This is a genomic window from Rhizobium sp. NZLR1b (assembly GCF_019685155.1).
Lineage (GTDB): Bacteria > Pseudomonadota > Alphaproteobacteria > Rhizobiales > Rhizobiaceae > Rhizobium.
In genome coordinates this window covers 46,696-66,385 of record NZ_JABDWC010000022.1, presented here as the reverse complement: position 1 = coordinate 66,385, position 19,690 = coordinate 46,696, and the positions used below count along the sequence as shown (strand labels likewise).

The following is a 19,690-nucleotide window of genomic DNA, read 5'->3' as shown; positions in this document are numbered from 1 at the left end:
GGCCGCACTTTATCTCAGGGCGGCAAAGCCGTCCCGCCCGGGTGGCGTAAGCCATCCCCCGGGTTGGCCAAAACCATTCCCGTCGTGGCTTATTCCTCCGGGGTGGAAAAAACGAAAGGAAATCATCATGTCTATGGAGACACAGGCGTTGCTGGTGTTTTTGCTGATCGGCCTGGTCGCAGGCTTTCTCGCAAGTCTGGTCGTCGGTGGCGGCGGCTTGATAAGGTGCCTGCTGAGCGGCATCATCGGCGCCTTCGTCGGCGGTTATCTGTTCAGCGCGCTCGGTATTTCGCTGGGCATTGAAAATGCGCTGGTGGTACAGATCATCCACGCCACCGTCGGCGCCATCATCGTGGTGCTGATCGCCAGAGCGGTCGCTTGAGGCGCAACTGAAGGGCAGGGCAGAATGGAAAGTGTCGGCTGGATTTCGGCAATCATCATCGGCGGACTTGCGGGCTGGCTCGCCGGTAAGCTGATGGAAGCGCGATACGGGATTTTCCTGAACATCGTGCTCGGCATCGTCGGTTCGGTCGTCGCCAGCGCCGTGCTCGCGCAGTTTCATGTCGAAGTGGTCGGTGGGCGGCTCGGTTACTTCGTGACGGGTTTCCTCGGCGCCTGCCTGCTGATATTCCTGGCGCGGCTCGTGCGGCGCTAGATCCGGATGATTTGCCGCAAGGAGCGGTAGAAAGCTGATACTGCAATGGTGACCATTCTCGACACGATCAATCCTGACGCCAAGCGCGTGCGCCATCCCGAAAAGGCGCATCGGCCCGATACGGAAGTCATGCGCAAGCCGGACTGGATCCGCGTCAAGGCGCCGACCTCCAAGGGGTATGCCGAGACGCGCGCGATCGTGAAGGAGCACAAGCTCGTCACCGTCTGCGAAGAGGCCGGCTGCCCGAATATCGGCGAGTGCTGGGACAAGAAGCACGCCACTTTCATGATCATGGGCGAGATCTGTACTCGCGCCTGCGCCTTCTGCAACGTCGCCACCGGCAAGCCGAACGCGCTCGATATGGCCGAGCCGGAGAATGTCGCCAAGGCGGTCAAGGAGATGGGCCTATCCCACGTCGTCATCACCTCGGTCGACCGTGACGACCTGGAGGACGGCGGCGCCGAACACTTCGAAAAGGTGATCTGGGCGATCCGCGCAGCCTCGCCGATGACGACGATCGAGATCCTGACGCCGGATTTCCTGAAGAAGCCTGGTGCGCTGGAACGCGTTGTCGCCGCCAAGCCTGACGTTTTCAACCACAATATGGAAACGGTGCCCGGCAACTATCTGACGGTTCGCCCCGGCGCGCGCTATTTCCATTCGGTCCGCCTGCTGCAGCGGGTGAAGGAACTCGATCCCACCATGTTCACCAAATCGGGCATCATGGTCGGCCTCGGCGAGGAGCGCAACGAGGTGCTGCAGCTGATGGACGATCTGCGCACCGCCGACGTCGATTTCCTGACGATCGGCCAGTACCTGCAGCCGACCCGCAAACATCACAGGGTCGAAAGCTTCGTCACTCCAGACGAGTTCAAGTCTTATGAGACCGTCGCCTACAGCAAGGGCTTCCTGATGGTCGCCTCCAGCCCGCTGACCCGCTCCTCCCACCATGCCGGCGACGATTTCGCCCGGCTGAGAGCGGCGCGCGAAAAGAAGCTGCTGATCGCCGCCGAGTAAGAGCCGGCCTCAGGGTCGGCGTATCGCCCATTGCAGCGCGGGGTAGCTGCCGATCATCTGGAACGCGCCAACCTCGACTGCCTCGCGAACGGCGACAGCTACGCCACTGTGGGTATGCCCGAGAGTGTCGTGCCAATCGTCACCGGCGACAATACCGCCCGGTTTTACCTTACGCCTCAGCACTTTGAGCTCCTCGGCCGTGCCAGCATAGGAATGCGAAGAATCCAGATAGACCCAGTCAAGATGGTCGTCGGGAAGCTGCTCAAGGAAGGGTACTGAATAGGCCACATGCACCGATACGCTTGCGCCATGCGCATTCTTTTTGATACGTCGCGAAGCCACATCGTGGGCACGCCTAGTCGATAACCGGCCATTGGCGGTATAAATGCCCCAGTCCGGATAGCGATTTCCGAAAATCAACCACCAAGGGTCGACGAAATAGGCGGACTTCGGTCTGGCCCGGTCGAGCAGAATGGTCGAGAACAATCCGGTGAACACGCCAAGCTCAGCGCCGACACCACCCTTAGGAAGCAAATCACAGAGGAATTGTCTGCTCTTCAGTCGGTGGTCGAACAAAAATTCGGACTGTAGAAATTTATAGTCTAGAGGTGTGCTCCCGGCAAAAAGTATATCTTTTGCATTTGTGATGAAATGTTCTGTCAAAAAGCTCATGTGCGCCACCACCCATAATTGGGTGCCCCACATATAGGTTCAGTAGTCCGGTCTGGCAAGCAATGTTATTGGAATGTGCCATAACTATACTATATCGGCAAGATTAAGGATCGTCAGGGCAATCAGCCGGTGGAACAGACATCGAAATCCATGCCAATCCATGTCGTTGACCCGGTTCGTCCGGCGGAAATCGTCAGAAGCGCCGACCGTATCCTGGTGATCGGCTGCCCCGGCAGCGGCAAGAGCACGCTCGCAAAGCGGCTTTCGCGAGCCCTCGACCTTGGCTACATCTCCATGGACCGCGACTTCTATTGGCTGCCCGGCTGGAGAAAGAGGCCGCGCGACGAGATCGACCGCCTGATCGCCACTGCCGCGGCGGCGGAACGCTGGATCATGGATGGGACCGGCCTCAGCTCCTTCCATCTCCGCCTGCCACGCGCCGATGCGGTCATTTGGCTTCGCCCGCCAAGATATGCATGCCTCTACGGTATCGTCTCAAGAGCGTTTCGTTATTTTGGGCGCGACCGTCCCGAACTGCCCGCCGGATGCCCTGAAGGCCTCTCGCTGGATGCTCTCGCCTATATCTGGAATTTCGAGCGGGATGCGGTCCCCTTGATCGAGGCCGCCCTTCGGGACTATGGGCTTGCAAATTCCACTGTCGTCATAACATCACGCGCAGCAGCTAGCCGGCTCGCCGCTACTAGTGCTTAGGAACGTGACCGCATGAGCGTTTCCTTTCACCGGCTGATGGCCCACACTCCGAGCGAAGAGGCAGCAAAGGCGAGGGCGATGCGGAAGTTGTGAACGAACAGCCAGGTGTCGAGCTTCGCCGAAACCTGGTCGGCTGCCACCGCCTTTGCGCCGAAAGCGTCGTTGCTAGGCACAAAATAGGCCATCGTCAGCACGAGAATAGCGGCGATACAGCCCGCCTCGGCAAGCCAGAGGTTGCGCGTTGCCGCATTGCTCCAGTCGATCCAGAGCATGCCGGCCACCCCGATCAGCGTTGGGATCACGACGAGTGGAATGGCGCGTTGGATAAAGCCGCCATACCTGCCGAACGAGTCAAGGAAATCGGCGGGAGGCAGGCTCTTCCAGTGTCCGCCAAGGATGATTCCGATGGCGAGCATGACGCCCCCGAACCCCGCAGGACCGGCGATTGCCATGATTTTGAACAGCAGTGACATGTGGTTGCTTCCTTCTAATGATGCTCAAGCTGTGCAGATGCCGGCTACGGCGATCTTCTGAAACAGGTGCGGTCTTGCAACCGCGGATGCCGGATACGCGGCGACCTGGGCGCGGAAGTCGGGATGATTGAACGCAGCGCGGAATGCTTCATTCGATTGCCACACCGCATAGTTCAGATAAGCCATGCTTTGGCCGAGCGCTCGATGGAGCTGCGTCGAGATGAAGCCGGGCTGTCGCTTCATAAAATCAGCGTCACGGCTCCAGACTTCGAGGAAGCGCGACTCATCAGCGCGGTCGAGCGTGAAGAGATTGATCAGCACGACCGGGGTTGCATCGACATCGAGCTGGCGCTGGATCGGAAAATTCTCGTCAAGTGGTTGCATATGCGTCATTTAAGACTCCTTCATATTGGTATAATGATGTCAATCTGGTGTGATGCATACATATTAACTTGACATGATGATGTCAATAACGACATATGGTGACAGATGGATGAAGCGACACGAACCCCGATAGGCGAGGCCTTGACGGATCTGATCCTTTCGATGTTTCGGGTGAACAACTTGACCTTGATCTGGGGAGACCGACTAGTTGCGCCCTACGGGCTGACCTGCGCACGCTGGCAGATATTGGGGGCGATCGTGCATGCCGATCGGCCGCAGCCGGTGGCATGGCTCGCCCGGGACCTCGGTGCCAACCGCCAGAACGTGCAGCGCATCGTCAATGATCTGTACGGAGAAGGGCTGGTCGAATTCGAACCCAACCCGCATCACCGGCGAGCGCAACTCGTCGTGCTGACCGGGAAAGGACAGCAAGCTTACGATGCCGCGATCGCTGCCTACAATCCGCGCGTCAACGCCATGGCCGGAGGACTTTCACTTGCCGAAATCCAAACCGCGCATCGCGTTATGATGACGCTGCGGCACAGTCTCGAAGGAGAAATCGATGCGGAAAAGCACGACTGATCGTTACGGCACAATCGCCGTCACCATGCATTGGCTGACCGCGATAGTCTTGCTCGTTGCCCTTGTCTCCGGTTTCCGAGCCGGAAATGCCGTCGAGCCGCTCGCAAAGGCGGCGCTTCTCCGCGTGCATATCCCAGCAGCGATCATGGTTCTTTTGCTGACCGTGTGTCGCATCGCCTGGTGGTCGCTTTTCGATAAGAAACCGCTGCCAGCGAAGGGGGCACCCTCGTAGCAAGAGCGGTTGGCGCGCGTTGTTCATCTTGTCCTCTATGTCGTCATCCTCGGCATGATCGCGAGCGGTTTCGGCATGATCGCGCTGAGCGGCGCGGTGCAAGCCATATTCGGAGCTGGCACGGAATTGCCGGACTTCCACCTCTTTTCACCGCGCCTGCCACATGGGCTTGGGGCCAATCTACTGCTCGCGCTGCTCTTCACCCATGTTGGGGCGGCACTATTCCATCAGTTCATCCGCAGCGACGCGTTGCTCTGGCGCATGTGGTATGGGCGCTGAGAACGAAACTAGGCATCCCGGAACCGCGCTTGCGACGAGAAAGTCGCACCGCTGGCATGCCAATTCTTCAGCTAAAATCCCGTCGTCAGATGCGCGAGCTTCTTGATCTTCTCGGCCGGCCCGCTTAATTGCCGCCTATGCCGCAATTCGAAACCCATCGTCCCGTCCCGCACACACCCGAGCAGATGTTTGACCTCGTTGCCGATGTCGAGCGCTATCCGGAATTTCTGCCGCTCTGCGAGGCCCTGGCCATCAGGAGCCGCAAGGAGCGCGACGGCAAGATCCTGCTCGTCGCCGATATGACGGTCGGCTACAAGGCGATCCGCGAGACCTTCACGACCCAGGTGCTGCTGAACCGGGCCGAGCACGTTATCGAGGTCAAATATATCGATGGTCCGTTCAGATATCTCGACAATCGCTGGCATTTCGCCGAGACGCCGACCGGCGGCTGCACCGTCGATTTCTTCATCGACTATGAGTTCAAGAGCCGCATCCTCGGGGCGTTGATGGGCTCGATGTTCGACCGCGCCTTCCGCATGTTCACCGAAGCCTTCGAGACCAGGGCAAACCGGATCTACACGACGGCCTGACGCGGCGACTGCCGAAGGTGTCGTCAGCCGGCGAGGAGCGAGTGCACCATTTCCAGCGCCGTCCGGACGGTTGCCAGCCGAACCTCGCTGCGGCCGATATCGCCATAGAGCATCTTTCGATGGATGAGCGCGCCGGCGCGTGACTTGGCGGCGAGATGCACGAGGCCGACGGGTTTTTCGGGCGATCCGCCGCCGGGGCCGGCAATGCCGGTGACGGCAATGGCGATTGCGGCGCGCGAGCGGAAGAGGGCGCCATGCATCATCTGCCGCGCCGTTTCCTCCGACACCGCCCCGAAGCGCAGCAGCGTTTCCGCTTGCACGCCGAGCAATTCGATCTTCGCGGTATTGGTATAGGTCACGAAGCCGCGGTCGACGACGGCCGAGGAGCCCGATATCTCGGTCAGCGCGCCGGCGATCAATCCGCCGGTGCAGGATTCGGCGGTCGAGATCACCAGCCCGGCGGTGGTGAAGTCACGGATGATCGTCTCCGCCGCCGACAGAATATCCTGAGGAAAAAGGCTCATCATTTCCTCCCGCGATAGACGACGGTCGCCGTGGCGATCGCCGCGATGCCTTCGCGCCGGCCGACGAAGCCGATCGTCTCGTTGGTGGTCGCCTTGACCGAGCAGCGCTCGATATCGATACCGAGATAATCCGACAGTTTCGCCCGCATGGCTTGGCGATGCGGGCCGACCTTCGGCGCCTCGGCGATCAGCGAGACGTCGGCATTCATGATCGTGCCGCCGTGATCGCGCACGATCCGGGCGGCATGCTCGATGAAGATCCGCGACGCCGCGCCCTTCCATCGCGGGTCGGATGGCGGGAAATGATCGCCGATATCGCCGGCGCCGCAGGTGGCAAGCAGCGCGTCCGTCAGCGCATGCAGCGCGACGTCGGCATCGGAATGTCCTTTGAGCTTCTGGTCATGCGGAATGAACACACCGCAGAGCGTCACGCCATCGCCTGCTTCAAGCTGGTGCACGTCGTACCCATTGCCGGTGCGCACATCGGGAAGCGGTGACGTCGACAGCTTGTCGTCGGCCATGGCGATATCCTTCTTCACCGTCAGCTTGACGTTATCGGGCGTGCCCTCGACGATCGTCACCGGAATGCCCAGCCATTCGGCGATTGAGGCATCGTCGGTGAAATCGCTTCGCCCGCTCGCCGCCGCCTGTTCATGCGCGTCAAGGATCGTTTCGAAGGCGAAGGACTGCGGCGTCTGCGCCGCGTAGAGGTGCTCGCGCGAAACGGTCGTCAGCACGGTGCCGGCGCTGTCGGCGCGTTTCAGCGTGTCGGTGACCGGGATCGCCGGCAGCACCGCCTGCGCGCCGTCGCCGAGGCTCTCGGTAATGCGGTCGAGAAGCACGTGGTCGAAGAACGGCCGCACGGCATCGTGGATCAGCACATGGCTGATTTGCTTGTCCTTGAGATATCTGAGACCGGCCAGCACGGATTGCTGCCGGGTCGCGCCGCCATGCACCGTTTCGATCGGTGTTGCCGAGATGATGTGGCGAAAGGCTCTGGCAAACAGCGCCTCGTCATCGGGATGAATGACGACGACGATCTCGGTCGCCGCTTCCCATGTCATGAAGTTTTCAAGCGTATGCACGATAACCGGCTTGCCGCCGATCATGCGATATTGCTTGGGGCCTTCCTTTGAGGAGCCTGCACGCTCGCCGCGGCCGGCGGCAACGATGACAATTCCAGCCGATATCGGTTGCTTAGAAGGCATTTGCAGCATAAATCCCCTAAAATATGCGGAATTGACCCGAGTGCTCTAACGTCTTGCTTTGGCCTTTTCCAGCATCTGCCCGAAAAATATCGATTTCGATCCCAGCCCCCTTGGCAAGCCGGGGAACAATGGCTAAAAATCATGCAGTTCCACAGCATGCCCGAAAGATAATCATTTGATTTCCAAGGACCTCGCAGCGCCTTTCCGAGTAGGACCCGTCTCCGTGCGGAACCGCGTCGTGCTGGCGCCGATGTCCGGCGTCACGGACATGCCCTTCCGCGAGCTCGCCTGGCGCTTCGGTGCCGGCCTCGTCGTCACCGAAATGGTGGCAAGCCGCGAACTGGTCAACGACACCGCCGAATCCTGGTCGCGGCTGCGGGCCGCGGGCTTCAGGCCGCATATGGTGCAGCTCGCTGGCCGCGAAGCGCACTGGATGGCTGAGGCGGCGAAGATCGCTGCCGATCACGGCGCCGATATCATCGACATCAACATGGGCTGCCCGGCGAAGAAGGTGATCGGCGGTTATTCCGGCTCGGCGCTGATGCGCGATCCCGATCATGCGCTCGGCCTGATCGAGGCGACGGTCAAGGCCGTCGACATTCCAGTGACGCTGAAGATGCGCCTCGGCTGGGATGAAAATTCCATCAACGCGCCCGACATCGCGCGCCGCGCCGAGGCGGCCGGCATCCGGCTGGTGACCATTCATGGGCGCACCCGCATGCAATTTTATGAAGGCCGTGCTGATTGGGATGCGATCCGCGCCGTCCGCGAGGCGATCTCCATTCCGCTGATCGCCAATGGCGATGTCGAAACTGCAGAGGACGCGCAGGAAATATTGCGCCGCTCCGGTGCCGATGCCGTCATGATCGGCAGGGGCTGTCAAGGCAGGCCGTGGCATGCCGGCGTTATCGCCGGTGGCGCCGAGCCGCACCGGCAGGAGATCGCCGATGTCGCCGTCGAACATTACGCGATGATGCTCGATTTCTACGGCGAGGCGGTGGGGATCCGCCATGCCCGCAAGCATCTCGGCTGGTATCTCCAGCGTTTCGCCGCTGATCTCACCGGTGGCGAAAAGGCAGCGATCATGACCTCGCGCGATCCGCGCGAGGTGGCGGCGCGCCTTTACGATGCGCTGGCATCAACTGTTGTCGACAGCCGGGAGGCGGCATGACGAAGGATATGACTTCTCCGCCCGATCACGCCGGCGGGACCGTCGCCATGGCCGTGCTCAACGCCATCCAGAACCCCGTCGTCATGGTCGACGAATCCGGTTTCGTCGTTTTCGCCAATTGGGAGGCGGAGGCCTTCTTCGGTGCCAGCGCCCCGCATCTGGCGCGTTACCGCATCTCGACCTTCATTCCCTTCGGCAGCCCGCTGCTTGCCCTGATTGACCAGGTGCGCGAGCGCAAGGCCCCGGTCAACGAATATCGCGTCGACCTGAGTTCGCCGCGCCTCGGCCAGGACAAGCTCGTCGATCTCTATGTCGCCCCGGTGCTCAGCGAACCCGGCGCCGTCGTCATCGTCTTTCAGGAACGCTCAATGGCCGACAAGATCGACCGGCAGCTGACGCATCGCGCCGCTGCTCGATCGGTGACCGGTCTCGCCTCGATGCTGGCGCATGAAATCAAGAATCCGCTCTCCGGCATTCGTGGTGCTGCCCAGCTGCTCGAACAGTCTGCGGTCGACGAAGACCGGGCGCTGACCCGGCTGATCTGCGACGAGACCGACCGCATCGTCTCGCTGGTCGATCGCATGGAAGTCTTTTCCGACGAACGCCCCGTCGACCGCATGCCGGTCAACATCCATTCCGTGCTCGATCATGTGAAGGCCGTCGCCAAGGCCGGTTTTGCCCGCAACATCCGCGTCACCGAGAGCTACGACCCGTCGCTGCCGGCGGTCTATGCCAATCGCGACCAGCTCGTCCAAGTCTTCCTCAATCTCGTCAAGAACGCCGCGGAAGCGGTCGGTGATCGGCCGGAAGGCGAGATTATGTTGACGACGGCCTATCGGCCCGGCATCCGTCTCTCGGTTGCCGGCACGCGCGAAAAGATCTCGCTGCCGCTGGAATTCTGCGTTCACGACAATGGCCCCGGCGTTCCTGCCGATCTGTTGCCGCATCTCTTCGATCCCTTCATCACCACCAAGCCGAACGGCAGCGGCCTCGGCTTAGCGCTCGTCGCCAAGATCATCGGCAATCATGGCGGCATCATCGAATGCGACAGCCAGAACAGCCGCACGACATTCCGCGTTCTCATGCCGGCGTCCAAGGACGCTTCGCTCGAGGACGCCTCTATAGCAAGCTCGACAGGACCTTCTCGATGACAGCTACGATCCTCGTTGCAGATGATGATGCGGCCATCCGGACCGTGCTCAACCAGGCTTTGAGCCGCGCCGGCTATGACGTCCGCATCACCTCCAACGCCGCTACCCTCTGGCGCTGGATTTCGGCGGGTGAGGGCGATCTGGTCGTCACCGATGTGGTGATGCCGGACGAAAACGCCTTCGACCTGCTGCCGCGCATCAAGAAGGCGCGTCCCGACCTGCCCGTTCTTGTCATGAGCGCGCAGAACACCTTCATGACCGCCATCAAGGCCTCGGAAAAGGGCGCTTACGACTATCTGCCGAAGCCCTTCGATCTCACCGAGCTGATCGGCATCATCGGCCGTGCGCTCTCCGAGCCGAAGCGCAAGCCGGCCAAGCTCGAAGACGATATGCAGGACGGCATGCCGCTCGTCGGCCGTTCGGCGGCGATGCAGGAAATCTATCGCGTTCTCGCCCGCCTGATGCAGACGGACCTGACGCTGATGATCACCGGCGAATCCGGCACCGGCAAGGAGCTCGTCGCCCGCGCCCTGCATGACTACGGCAAGCGCCGCAACGGCCCGTTCGTGGCGATCAACATGGCGGCGATCCCGCGTGACCTGATCGAATCGGAACTGTTCGGCCATGAGAAGGGCGCCTTCACCGGTGCGCAGACCCGCTCGACCGGCCGCTTCGAGCAGGCCGAAGGTGGCACGCTCTTCCTCGACGAAATCGGTGACATGCCGATGGACGCCCAGACGCGGCTTCTGCGCGTGCTGCAGCAGGGCGAATACACCACCGTCGGCGGCCGCACGCCGATCCGCACCGACGTGCGCATCGTCGCCGCCACCAATAAGGACCTGAAGCAGGCGATTAATCAGGGCCTGTTCCGCGAGGACCTCTATTACCGCCTCAATGTCGTGCCGCTGCGCCTGCCGCCGCTGCGCGATCGCGCCGAGGACATTCCCGATCTCGTGCGCCATTTCATCCAGCAGGCCGAAAAGGAAGGTCTTGGCTCCAAGCGCTTCGATCAGGAAGCGCTGGAACTGATGAAGGCCTATGCCTGGCCGGGCAATGTCCGCGAACTGGAAAATCTCATCCGCCGTCTGGTGGCGCTCTATCCTCAGGATGTCATCACCCGCGAGATCATCGACGCCGAGTTGCGCTCCGATGTGCCCGACAGCCCGATCGACAAGGGTCCGATCCGCAACGGCTCGATGACGATCGCCCAGGCCGTCGAGGAGAACATGCGCACCTATTTCTCAGGCTTCGGTGAAAACCTGCCGCCGCCCGGCCTCTATGACCGCGTGCTGACGGAAATGGAATATCCGCTGATCCTCGCCGCGCTCACGGCAACGCGCGGCAACCAGATCAAAGCAGCCGATCTTCTCGGTCTCAACCGCAATACCTTGCGCAAGAAGATCAGGGAGCTGGGTGTCTCGGTCTACAGAAGTTCCCGCACCGCCTGAGCGTGTTCGGGCTTGCGCGGTACTACGGAGGGATGTCGAACGCATCCTCCCGGTCGCGATGACGCTCATGAATTGCTCATCGGCGCACGCGCCGGCTGAGCTGGCCCGGTATCAGATAGCGCTTCATGAACATGGTGACCTTGCAACTCAGGCTTCAAACGACTGAGCGCAAGACTGACAGAAAGGTGTGTGGGGGACTGCGCCAAGCCTCTTCTCGCCGACCGGCATGCTGCATTTCACACATGTGCCAAAAGTTCCGGCTTCAATCCGGTCCAACGCCGCTCGGACGGCGAGGAGCTCCTTTTGTCCAGCCTCGCCGAGTTCTTCCAGGACTTCATCGTTATTTCGCTCTGTGGCACGATCATTATCGTCAGGATTCCGAGGCTCTTCGAAATCATGCTCGATCGCTTGCAGGCGGGTTTCCAGCTCGCGCCGGCGTTGGTCAAGGATCGCCTTGTACTTTTCGATATGCTGCCTCGTTTGCGAGGAGGACTGCTTCTGCATGATCGCTCTCCAGCCGGCCTTTTGTTCGCGACCGACACCGTGTTTTACTGGGAATTTCGCCCCTGACGGGAAGCGGCAAAGCTAGGCGTGTAGGGCGTCCGTCGGATTGATCCGAATCAAGGTAGCTTTCGATCCGCGAGTGCCGATGAGAGCGGATTTCGTCCTGCCGACCGCATCTTCGAAACGGGTCGCCAACAGGGTTCTATCGAACGTGTAGGTCATGAGAAGTCTCCTTTGGGCGGTGGCTCCCATGCAACGGCCGTCAAATGCCGGGCCTCCAATCACCTGTCCTGCATAAACGCCTGCATTTCCTCAGGCGTAACCTTGCCGTCATTGCTTGCGTCAACCGCGTCGAAGACGCGTTTATGGATCGCGGTCAACTCTTCGAAAGAAATTGCGCCGTCCCCATCACTATCAGCGATGGCAAACATGATCTTCACCATATGACCGCTCATTGGCCCAATCATGCGCATTCCTGGGGACATGCCAGATGGCATCATGTTGCGGCCCATCATGCCTGGCATCATTTCCGATCCGTCCGCCTCGGGTTTAGCCTCAGACTGGGCCGGGTCTGGACTTTTCGTCTGGGCGGAGGCGATGCCCATGGCACCGACGGCACCGAGCAAGGCCAGCAGAGTGATCGTTGGCAGTCTGAACATGGACATCCTGACTCTCCTCTTTGAGTGTTGTCCTCCACGAGTTGGAGCGTCCTTTGAAGATACGACGCACATAGGGTTCAAACATTGCGCTGGATCAAACCACTTGCATGGTTCGAGTCGTCGATGAGGGACCGATCGACTTTGCGCCGCGTCATGCTTGCGATGCGAGCCACCAGAATCTCCGAGGAGTCATAGCGGCCGAAGCGATACCGAGGATCGAGCCGGACGACGCAAGAAACAAGGTGACTTCCGAGTGCGATGAGCTCGTCTCGGGGCCGGTAACGGATGAGCTTTCGAGCTGGCTTCTGCGAGGTCTGGTCAGCGCGCAAACAGGCCGCATCCGATCCCTTTCGGCTGGTCATGCCTGAGGAAAAGAACAGACAGACCGAGCCTTTCCGCGAGCGCAAGACCGTGTGCTTGGCCAAGAACCATCATCGCCGTCGCCCAGGCGTCGGCGCTCATGCAATCGCAGGCGATCACGGTCGCCGAGGCGGGCGGATCTCTAAGCGGGAAGCCGAGGCGCGGCTCCATGGTGTGCGAGAGACGATGGCCGCCGACATCAATCCAGTGTCGATAGTCGCCTGACGTCGCAACGGCGGCATCATCCAGCTCGAGCATGGAATGCACGGCACGCACTTCCAGATTTGGCGTTTCGACGGCGACGGTCCAGCCACGACCGTCGGGCTGAGTGCCGAGTGCTTTCAGTTCGCCGTCGATGGCGAAGAGGCCGGCTTCGATTCCGTGCTCGCGCGCAGCCTTCGCCAGTTGATCGGCGCCATAACCCTTGGCGATGCCATTGAGATCGAAGCACATCTCGGAGTGCTTGCGGGCGCGTCCGGCGGACTTGTCCAGCTCGAGAACATCATGGGCCGGGCTGCGTTTCGCAAGACGGGCGGTCCTGATCATGTCCTCGCTTGCGTCCAACATGCCGAAACCCCACGCGGTGGTGGCATCGCCCACGCCGATATCGAAGGCGCCGCCCGAGGTGCGGCCGATGGCAAGACCCGCTCCCAGCACGGTAAGCAGCCGGTCGGGCAGGGCAATCCATCCACCGGGTCGCGCGGCGTTCAAGCGATTCAGATCGCTTTCAGGCCTCCAGGTGGACATTTGTTTGTCGACTTCGGTCACGGCGTCGGCCATCGCCTTGCGGGCGGGGGCGACATCGAAATGCGATGGCATGTGAAAGAGGGCGGACCAGCGCGTGCCCATGGTCGGACCGTTCATCGCGTAGCGCGTCATGTCAGTAGATGTCCTCGGCATAGCGGCCAGTGGCTTTCAGGAGCGCGAGGTTGAAGCCCTGTGCCGCGAGAATGTCGGCAAGCACGGCGGCAACGGCCGCCGCCATGTCCCGACTCCCGCAGATGAGAACCTGACCGCCTGCGGCAATGAGCTTGCCGATGCGCTCGGCGTCCTTACGCAGAATATCCTGCACATAGGCCGGGCTTGCAGTTCGCGAAAAGGCGGTCGATACCGAGGTCAGCCGGCCGTCCTTTTTCCAGTAGGAAAGCTCCTCGGCGTAAAGCGCGTCGCTGGCTGGATGGCGAGTTCCGAAATAGAGGTGCATGGGGCGGCGTGCCCGGTTTCGACGCGCGAAGCCGGCAAGCGGACCGATACCGGCGCCGGCGCCGATGAGAATGACCGGCTTGCCTCCCCGGGCCGGGCGGAAGGAGGGGTTTGGGCGCACGAAGGCCGCAACAGTATCCCCCGGTTTCAATGCGGTGAGTTGGGTCGAGCAAAGCCATCCCACTTGCTTGCGGACGCAGATTTCGAGAAAGCCATCCGTGGTACCGGAAGCAAGTGAGTAGAAGCGCGGCAGATCCGAGCCTTGCGGCACGATGCCGATCAGGTCTCCGGCCTCGAACCGCGGGAAACCCTTGCCTGTCAGACGCTGCCGGAGCGAGATGTTCGGCAGGGCAAAGCGCAGGATGGCGGTGGTCGCCTGTACGCCTGCGCCATAATCGCGGCGGGATATCAGCGGCAATCTCCAGGTCTTTGGAGCGGTTGGTTGGTGCGTCAGCTCGAAATCGAGGCCAAGCGTCTCAGCCAGGAGCCGTCCCCAGCGGGCGAAATCCTGAGGCGATTGGCGGTCTACCGTGTCGAAGGGTATGAGGGAGGCCCAGCCCTTGTCCTTGGCGATCGTCGCGATCTCGGAGGCGAAACCGCAGAAGGCCGGGAAGCTGCGATCGCCGAAACCGAGCACGGCGAGCGGCAGGCTGGGCTTTGCGGGCGTACGCTCGAAACGTTCGATGAAGCCCATGGCGGAGGCGGGCGCTGCGCCGTCACCATAGGTGGCGGCGAGCAGCATAACACGCCGCGCCTTCGGCCAACGGGCCGGTTCGAAATCGGACATCGGGCCGACGTGGACGCAAAGACCCTCTGCGGAAAGAGCAACCTGCAGCGTATTGGCAAAGCCTTGGGTCGTGCCGCTCTCACTGCCGACGAGCAGGATCGTATCGGCCTCGCCAGCGTCTGCCGAGGTTGCTCTTGGGGCGCGGCGCCCCTTGAGCCAGACAAGCAGGCCTGTCCAGCCGAGAACAGGTACAGCAAGCGCAGAGAACCCGAGGACGAGCCCGAGCCAGGCCAAGCCGCACCCCGTGTGCAGCATGGTGATGAGGAGCGTGACCCTGTCGACCCAGCCGGCGTCCGACCAGGCCAGCAGCGCGCCGTTGCCCTGATCGATGTAAGCTTCTCCTGCTGCTGTCTTGAGTGTGAAAACGTCCGTTGCGTCGCCCGTAGCAGGGAAAGTCAGCGAGAGCAGGTCATTGACCGGCGTCTCTTGAAGCAGAGCGACAGACGTGAGCGCTACCCCGGTCTTGCCGCTGACGTCGGCCGGGAAGGCCGGCGCACCCGCGCTTTCCGGCAGCAGGCCGAAAACAGCAGCCGTCATCCAGAGCGCAGTGAGCGAGGAGAGGAAGAGGCCCGGCAGAGCTAGGCGCGAGACGACGGCGTGTAAGCGTCCGTCGCCGGTACCGCGAACGGATTTCAGGACGAAAAGCCAGCCGCCGGCGCGCCGTGCCATCAGGAACAGCCCGGAAATTGCGAGGGCAAGCATAACCGCTGCACCGCCCGCAGTTATGAAACGTCCAGTATCGTCGAGGAAAAGCGAGCGATGGAGATTGGTCAACCAGCGCTCCAGATCCGAGGTGTCGGCGCTGCCGGCCGGCGTGCCAGTGGCAGGGTCGATGACAGAGGAGGCGGGTTGGTCGCCTTCGTAGTAATAGGCGGTGATCCGCCCGGACGGCGCGCGTCTGATCTGTTCCACCGTAGGTTCTGCCGCCTGGACTCGCGCGGTGAGTTCGGCAACGCTGATGTGCTGCGCGGCAGGCGTGGTGAGCGCCTCAGCGGCGGGGAAGATCGACAGTGCAGCGCCGCTCAGCGCGACGACGGTGAGAAGCACCGTGGCGATCAGCCCAAACCAGCGGTGAAGCGAGCGGTTCATGGCGAGCGTCCTTCCCGCTCAACGCGCATAGGTGAAGGCGGCGACGTAGCGCATGCCCTTCACCTTCTGCCCCAAGCCGGCCGATGCCAGCGGCACCACGATCTCGTTTGGGCTGTCGCGCATGTCTTCCACGGCGGAGTCGATGTGAAGCTGATAGCCGGCATCGAACAGCGTATCGGCAAGATCGACCGTGACCTTGAGTGAACGGCCGGCACCAACACTGGCACCCGTGATGCCTTTGATCTCGGCGGTATCGCCACCGGTGGCGCGGGACCAGCCGGTGAGATGCTCGTAATACCTGCTCTTGCCGCCCGCCATCCAAAGGCTGCCGACATATTTGCCCTGCGCATCGGTGACGTAATAAGCAAGGTAGGCACCATCGCCGCCGTAGTTGCGCATGCTGGTGGTGAAGGTCACCTCACGCGCCATGGCAAGGCCAGGAACGGTAAGAGCCGTGGTGACTGCAAGCATGGCGATAACGGATTTCATTCTCATCGATATTCTCCTTGGCTGATTTGACGGTTCAGTTCGTCTGGACCCGCGGCTTGGAACCAGGCGTGAATAGGCCGTTGCTGGGCGGGGTGGTGTTCTGCTGCTGCACGGTGCCGCCTAGACCGCAGGCATCGTCATCCCAGTTTTCGCAGTCATCGGCGGCGTGACGGCCGGTGTCGTCGTGACGGAGGTGATGCTCCTCCTTGTGTTCATCGTCCTCGCTTTCTTGATAGCCGGCTGGTACGGCCCCGGCGGCGGCACTCTTCTGTGTGGGGGACGGCCTGGCCAGACTGCCGAGGGGAGCGAGAAAGCCGATGCCGGCGCAAGCGGCCAGAAAAAATTTGCGGTACGTCATAAGTGACCTCCAGTTGGCTATCTTTATGGGGATTGGGAGCGATGCTCAGCGATCTTCGCGGCGTCTATCGAGTTGGATGACTTCAAGCGTCACCGGATCGATTTTCGCTTCGAAGCGACGGCCGTCCCTGTCGGTGCCCCGGATTTCGTAACAACCGTCATCGATCTTGATGCGCTTCAACGTCCAACCCCGTTGCCCGGCCATGGCGCGAACCGCCGCATGCGTCTTCCAATTGCTGATCGGAACGTCGCAGTCGTCTCTTGCCTGAGCGGATGTCACGGCGATGACGGCGAGCGCCAAGATGGGCAAGGTGCCGTTTTTCAATCTTGTTTCCTCTCATTTCGGTCTGATCAATTGCGTTCCAAGCTGACCGGCATCTGACAAACCGCGCGACATTGCTTCAGCTTCCCGTAAGCTGGCCGGTGGACTAGGAGACGAAAGAGAGAGGGAGGGTTGCGATGCGGGTTCTGCTGATCGAGGACGATACGGCGCTGGGCGCGGCCATTCGCGACCAGATCGCTGCCGACGGTCACTCCGTCGATTGGGTCAATCGCCTCGACCAGGCGGGCGATGCGATCGTTGCTGCTGCCTACGATCTGGTGCTGCTCGATCTGATGCTGCCCTATGGGCTTGGCATTCCCTTTCTGAAGGCGTTGCGTGGGCGCGGCGACGTGACGCCGGTCATGATCCTGACAGCGCTCGACCAGGTCTCTGACCGCATTGCCGGATTGAACGCTGGCGCCGATGATTACATGGTGAAGCCCTTTGATCTTGCTGAGCTTTCGGCGCGGATCGGGTCGGTGGCGCGCCGTTATGCCGGCAATCCCAATCCCAACATCACGCTTGGCCCGCTCGCCATCGATCTCGCCGCCAGAAGCATCACGCTGAATGGCAAGGCCGTGGTTCTAACGGCGCGAGAATGGGTCCTGTTTGAGGCCTTCCTGCAACGTCCGGGCCAGCTTCTTTCGAAGGCGCAGCTCGAAGAGCGGCTCTATTCCTTCGATAGGGAAATCGACAGCAACGCCATCGAGGTCCATGTCAGCCGGTTGCGCAAGAAGCTCGGTACTCATGTGATCGAGACCGAGCGCGGGCTCGGCTATCGTCTGGGACGGCCATGAGGATCGGCGCTTCGCTCCAGACGCGCCTGGCGCTCGCCCTCGGGCTTTCAGTGACTCTGCTATGGCTTGTGGCGGCAGCGGTGACCGCGCACCGCCTTGGCGGGCAGATGGAAGAGGTGTTCGATGATGGCCTGAAGGCAACAGCGCAGCGCATTTTGCCGATTGCCCGGCACGACCTGCGAGAAGGCCATCAAGGCCGCGATGCGACCGATTACGACGACAATGGTGAGGACGACGACGGCGATGGACGCATCGACCGAGAGGCTCGCTACGGCGAAGATGTAAGCTTCATCGTGCGTGACCAAAACGGGCAGGTTCTGCTCGGTTCGAAGGGGGCGGATGCCTCGAGCTTCCCACCGTCCACGAAACGCGGCTTTCTTCGAACCGCAACGCACCAGCTCTATTACGATACGAGCTTCGACGGGAACCTGACGATTGCCGTCGCCGAACCGCTTGACCATCGCACGGAATTGTCACGCAAGATGCTGTTGGGCCTCGTGCTGCCGCTGATCGTGGTGATCCCTCTCAGCCTGCTCGCGATATACCTCGCGGTGCGCCGCTCCTTACGGCCGGTGCGCGCGCTTAGGCACGAGCTGGCCAATCGCGGCGCGCAGGATTTGTCGCCCGTCACCGACAGTGGCCTGCCGACCGAACTTCTCCCGATTTCGGCAGGTGTCAACCAGCTTCTCGACCGCCTGACGGCAGCGTTCCACGCCGAGCGCGCCTTTGCGGCCAATGCCGCGCACGAGCTTCGTACGCCGGTGGCCGGCGCAATCGCGCAGGCGCAACGCATTCGCTCCGAAACCAAGGAAAAGCTGACGAGCCAGCGGGCGACGGAGATCGAAACGACGCTGAAGCGGTTGATGCGCATATCTGAGAAGCTGATGCAGCTTGCTCGCGCTGAAGGCGGACGTCTACAAAGTGACCAGCCGTCCGATCTCAGAACCGTCCTGCAGATGGTCCTTCAGGATTTTGCCCGGGCCGGAGAGGGGCGCGTCTTGCTGGCACTGCCGACGGCGCCGGTGCGTTCGATGCTGGATCCGGACGCAGTCGGCATTCTCTGCCGCAACCTGATTGAAAACGCGCTGAAACACGGGGCGCAAGATGGAAAGGTTGAGGTTTCACTTCAGCTTGGCGGCCTGCTGAGTGTTGCCAATGACGGCCCGATACTGCCCCCAGACGCTGTAGACAGGCTGATGCGGCGCTTTGAGCGCGGGAACGTTGAGATCGGGGGAAGCGGTGTCGGGCTTGCTATCGTCACGGCCATCGCCGATCGCATTGGAGCCGATGTGACGATTGTGTCTCCGCGACCCGAGAGGAACGAAGGTGTGCAGGTTGAAATAAAGCTACCCGTGTGGTCGCCGAGGCTGAGTGTTTAGCGGGTGGCCGCCGAGGTGCCAATCGCGAAGCCGGCGCTGTCCAACCATCTGTATGCCATGCCGATCGGGGAGATGACGGCGCATCGTCGTTGTCCAGCCGCCGAGATTAAGTCTAGGAAGTCACTCCGTTCTGCTTCTTTTTCGACTGACCCCCGCGGCGATGAACACGCGCGAAAGCCCGTGATAGACCGGTTCGCGCGTCAGAATGCGCGACGTTATGTAGCCGATCATCGAAACGGCCATGATCGGGATGACGGCCTGGTGGTCGCCGATCATTTCAAGGATGATGACGAAGGCGGTCGTCAGCGCCTGCACGACGCCAGCGAAATAGCCTGCCATGGCGAGGATGGCCGCTAACGCGATGCTGGTGCCGAGCAGCGATCCGACCGTGCTGCCGAAACCGGCGCCAACCGCAAGCGATGGTGCAAAGATGCCGCCCGGATGCCTGGATCATCGACAGGAAACTGGCGGCGACGTGCGGCAACCAGATCGAGGCGGCCGATCTTCTCGGTCTCAACCGCAACACCTTGCGCAAGAAGATCAGGGAACTTGGCGTCTCGGTCTACAGGAGTTCCCGCACCGCCTGAGTGTGTTCGGGGGCGCGATAAAAAGAAGGCGGCGGGCCCTCATGTTTGCCCACCGCCCAC

The 19,690-nt window shown here is 61.5% G+C and carries 23 protein-coding genes and 4 pseudogenes; 14 read left to right on the top strand and 13 right to left on the bottom strand.

The genetic code is table 11. The annotated features are described in order from the left end of the window. Positions 1-127 precede the first annotated feature (127 nt). From HJB84_RS25785 to lipA, 3 genes are read left to right on the top strand one after another with little or no spacing between them, the layout of a single operon-like run. The gene (locus tag HJB84_RS25785) at positions 128-382 is read left to right on the top strand and encodes a GlsB/YeaQ/YmgE family stress response membrane protein (protein ID WP_003539329.1); all 255 of its coding nucleotides are present in this window, start codon (positions 128-130) and stop codon (positions 380-382) included. Positions 383-406: 24 nt separating this feature from the next. Beyond that, positions 407-655: a GlsB/YeaQ/YmgE family stress response membrane protein gene (locus HJB84_RS25780; RefSeq protein ID WP_012757333.1), complete on the top strand. Its 249-nt coding sequence runs from the start codon at positions 407-409 to the stop codon at positions 653-655. 45 nt (positions 656-700) lie between these two features. Then, positions 701-1,672, top strand: a complete 972-nt coding sequence (gene lipA / locus HJB84_RS25775; protein WP_221117263.1) for a lipoyl synthase — start codon at positions 701-703, stop codon at positions 1,670-1,672. Between the two features lie 9 nt (positions 1,673-1,681). Here the strand turns inward: lipA and HJB84_RS25770 are convergent, their stop codons facing one another. Next, entirely contained in the window at positions 1,682-2,344 is a 663-nt protein-coding gene (locus HJB84_RS25770; protein WP_259671169.1) for a class I SAM-dependent methyltransferase, read from the bottom strand. Positions 2,345-2,494: 150 nt separating this feature from the next. On the opposite strand from HJB84_RS25770, the gene HJB84_RS25765 reads away from it, so the two are divergent. Then, positions 2,495-3,055, top strand: a complete 561-nt coding sequence (locus tag HJB84_RS25765) for an AAA family ATPase (RefSeq protein ID WP_221117296.1) — start codon at positions 2,495-2,497, stop codon at positions 3,053-3,055. Positions 3,056-3,081: 26 nt separating this feature from the next. Here HJB84_RS25765 and HJB84_RS25760 read toward each other — a convergent pair whose 3' ends face one another. Together HJB84_RS25760 and HJB84_RS25755 are read right to left on the bottom strand one after the other, a co-directional pair. Then, a complete protein-coding gene (locus HJB84_RS25760; protein ID WP_207584106.1) occupies positions 3,082-3,528 on the bottom strand; it encodes a DUF1772 domain-containing protein in 447 nt (148 codons plus the stop codon). A gap of 24 nt (positions 3,529-3,552) precedes the next feature. After that, positions 3,553-3,921 carry an antibiotic biosynthesis monooxygenase gene (locus HJB84_RS25755; RefSeq protein WP_221117262.1) on the bottom strand — a complete coding sequence of 123 codons (369 nt, stop codon included), beginning with the start codon at positions 3,919-3,921 and terminating at the stop codon, positions 3,553-3,555. A gap of 96 nt (positions 3,922-4,017) precedes the next feature. Here HJB84_RS25755 and HJB84_RS25750 point away from each other — a divergent pair, with 96 nt between their 5' ends. The 4 genes and pseudogenes from HJB84_RS25750 (at position 4,018) to HJB84_RS25740 (ending at position 5,595) form a co-directional block, all read left to right on the top strand. After that, positions 4,018-4,494, top strand: coding sequence for a MarR family winged helix-turn-helix transcriptional regulator (locus HJB84_RS25750; RefSeq protein WP_221117261.1), 477 nt, complete (start codon positions 4,018-4,020; stop codon positions 4,492-4,494). After that, positions 4,475-5,005 (top strand): annotated as a pseudogene (locus HJB84_RS25745) (cytochrome b). The gene HJB84_RS25750 and the pseudogene HJB84_RS25745 overlap by 20 nt, the downstream one beginning before the upstream one ends. Positions 5,006-5,061: 56 nt before the next feature. Continuing rightward, positions 5,062-5,133 (top strand): annotated as a pseudogene (locus HJB84_RS33715) (AAA family ATPase); the annotation flags it as partial. Between the two features lie 9 nt (positions 5,134-5,142). Continuing rightward, complete coding sequence (locus HJB84_RS25740) at positions 5,143-5,595, top strand: type II toxin-antitoxin system RatA family toxin (protein ID WP_209884844.1); 453 nt, start codon at positions 5,143-5,145, stop codon at positions 5,593-5,595. A gap of 23 nt (positions 5,596-5,618) precedes the next feature. Here the strand turns inward: HJB84_RS25740 and HJB84_RS25735 are convergent, their stop codons facing one another. Both HJB84_RS25735 and HJB84_RS25730 read right to left on the bottom strand, forming a co-directional pair. After that, positions 5,619-6,122, bottom strand: a complete 504-nt coding sequence (locus HJB84_RS25735; protein ID WP_221117260.1) for a CinA family protein — start codon at positions 6,120-6,122, stop codon at positions 5,619-5,621. Continuing rightward, positions 6,119-7,336 (bottom strand): bifunctional 2-C-methyl-D-erythritol 4-phosphate cytidylyltransferase/2-C-methyl-D-erythritol 2,4-cyclodiphosphate synthase, encoded by a 1,218-nt coding sequence (locus tag HJB84_RS25730; RefSeq protein WP_221117259.1) that lies wholly within the window; start codon positions 7,334-7,336, stop codon positions 6,119-6,121. The genes HJB84_RS25735 and HJB84_RS25730 overlap by 4 nt, the downstream gene beginning before the upstream one ends. Positions 7,337-7,502: 166 nt before the next feature. Between HJB84_RS25730 and dusB the strand changes: the two genes are divergently transcribed. From dusB to ntrC, 3 genes are read left to right on the top strand one after another with little or no spacing between them, the layout of a single operon-like run. Beyond that, complete coding sequence (dusB, locus tag HJB84_RS25725; protein WP_221117258.1) at positions 7,503-8,498, top strand: tRNA dihydrouridine synthase DusB; 996 nt, start codon at positions 7,503-7,505, stop codon at positions 8,496-8,498. After that, positions 8,495-9,649 carry a nitrogen regulation protein NR(II) gene (locus HJB84_RS25720; RefSeq protein ID WP_207584112.1) on the top strand — a complete coding sequence of 385 codons (1,155 nt, stop codon included), beginning with the start codon at positions 8,495-8,497 and terminating at the stop codon, positions 9,647-9,649. Before dusB ends, HJB84_RS25720 begins: the two co-directional genes overlap by 4 nt. After that, positions 9,646-11,097, top strand: coding sequence for a nitrogen regulation protein NR(I) (ntrC, locus tag HJB84_RS25715; RefSeq protein ID WP_207584113.1), 1,452 nt, complete (start codon positions 9,646-9,648; stop codon positions 11,095-11,097). The genes HJB84_RS25720 and ntrC overlap by 4 nt, the downstream gene beginning before the upstream one ends. A 147-nt stretch (positions 11,098-11,244) precedes the next feature. Here the strand turns inward: ntrC and HJB84_RS25710 are convergent, their stop codons facing one another. The 7 genes from HJB84_RS25710 to HJB84_RS25680 all read right to left on the bottom strand — a co-directional run bounded on the left by HJB84_RS25710 (position 11,245) and on the right by HJB84_RS25680 (position 16,870). Next, positions 11,245-11,601, bottom strand: coding sequence for a TraR/DksA C4-type zinc finger protein (locus HJB84_RS25710; RefSeq protein WP_221117257.1), 357 nt, complete (start codon positions 11,599-11,601; stop codon positions 11,245-11,247). A gap of 281 nt (positions 11,602-11,882) precedes the next feature. Next, positions 11,883-12,266 (bottom strand): EF-hand domain-containing protein, encoded by a 384-nt coding sequence (locus HJB84_RS25705; protein ID WP_405049246.1) that lies wholly within the window; start codon positions 12,264-12,266, stop codon positions 11,883-11,885. A 312-nt stretch (positions 12,267-12,578) separates the two neighbouring features. Beyond that, positions 12,579-13,520, bottom strand: a complete 942-nt coding sequence (locus tag HJB84_RS25700) for an FAD:protein FMN transferase (protein WP_207584116.1) — start codon at positions 13,518-13,520, stop codon at positions 12,579-12,581. Beyond that, positions 13,501-15,699, bottom strand: a complete 2,199-nt coding sequence (locus HJB84_RS25695; protein ID WP_221117255.1) for a PepSY domain-containing protein — start codon at positions 15,697-15,699, stop codon at positions 13,501-13,503. Before HJB84_RS25695 ends, HJB84_RS25700 begins: the two co-directional genes overlap by 20 nt. Before the next feature lie 18 nt (positions 15,700-15,717). Further along, a complete protein-coding gene (locus tag HJB84_RS25690) occupies positions 15,718-16,188 on the bottom strand; it encodes a DUF2271 domain-containing protein (RefSeq protein WP_221117295.1) in 471 nt (156 codons plus the stop codon). 34 nt (positions 16,189-16,222) lie between these two features. After that, positions 16,223-16,546, bottom strand: coding sequence for a hypothetical protein (locus HJB84_RS25685; protein ID WP_207584118.1), 324 nt, complete (start codon positions 16,544-16,546; stop codon positions 16,223-16,225). 45 nt (positions 16,547-16,591) lie between these two features. Continuing rightward, positions 16,592-16,870 carry a PepSY domain-containing protein gene (locus tag HJB84_RS25680; protein ID WP_207584119.1) on the bottom strand — a complete coding sequence of 93 codons (279 nt, stop codon included), beginning with the start codon at positions 16,868-16,870 and terminating at the stop codon, positions 16,592-16,594. A 134-nt stretch (positions 16,871-17,004) separates the two neighbouring features. Here HJB84_RS25680 and HJB84_RS25675 point away from each other — a divergent pair, with 134 nt between their 5' ends. After that, the gene (locus tag HJB84_RS25675; protein ID WP_221117254.1) at positions 17,005-17,664 is read left to right on the top strand and encodes a response regulator transcription factor; all 660 of its coding nucleotides are present in this window, start codon (positions 17,005-17,007) and stop codon (positions 17,662-17,664) included. Between the two features lie 68 nt (positions 17,665-17,732). Beyond that, positions 17,733-19,043 carry an ATP-binding protein gene (locus HJB84_RS25670; protein WP_311044497.1) on the top strand — a complete coding sequence of 437 codons (1,311 nt, stop codon included), beginning with the start codon at positions 17,733-17,735 and terminating at the stop codon, positions 19,041-19,043. A 120-nt stretch (positions 19,044-19,163) separates the two neighbouring features. On the opposite strand, the pseudogene HJB84_RS25665 reads toward HJB84_RS25670, so the two are convergent. Then, positions 19,164-19,518: pseudogene (locus tag HJB84_RS25665) on the bottom strand (chloride channel protein); the annotation flags it as partial. On the opposite strand from HJB84_RS25665, the pseudogene HJB84_RS25660 reads away from it, so the two are divergent. Further along, a pseudogene (locus HJB84_RS25660) lies at positions 19,508-19,630 on the top strand (helix-turn-helix domain-containing protein); the annotation flags it as partial. The pseudogenes HJB84_RS25665 and HJB84_RS25660 overlap by 11 nt on opposite strands. Positions 19,631-19,690 lie beyond the last annotated feature (60 nt).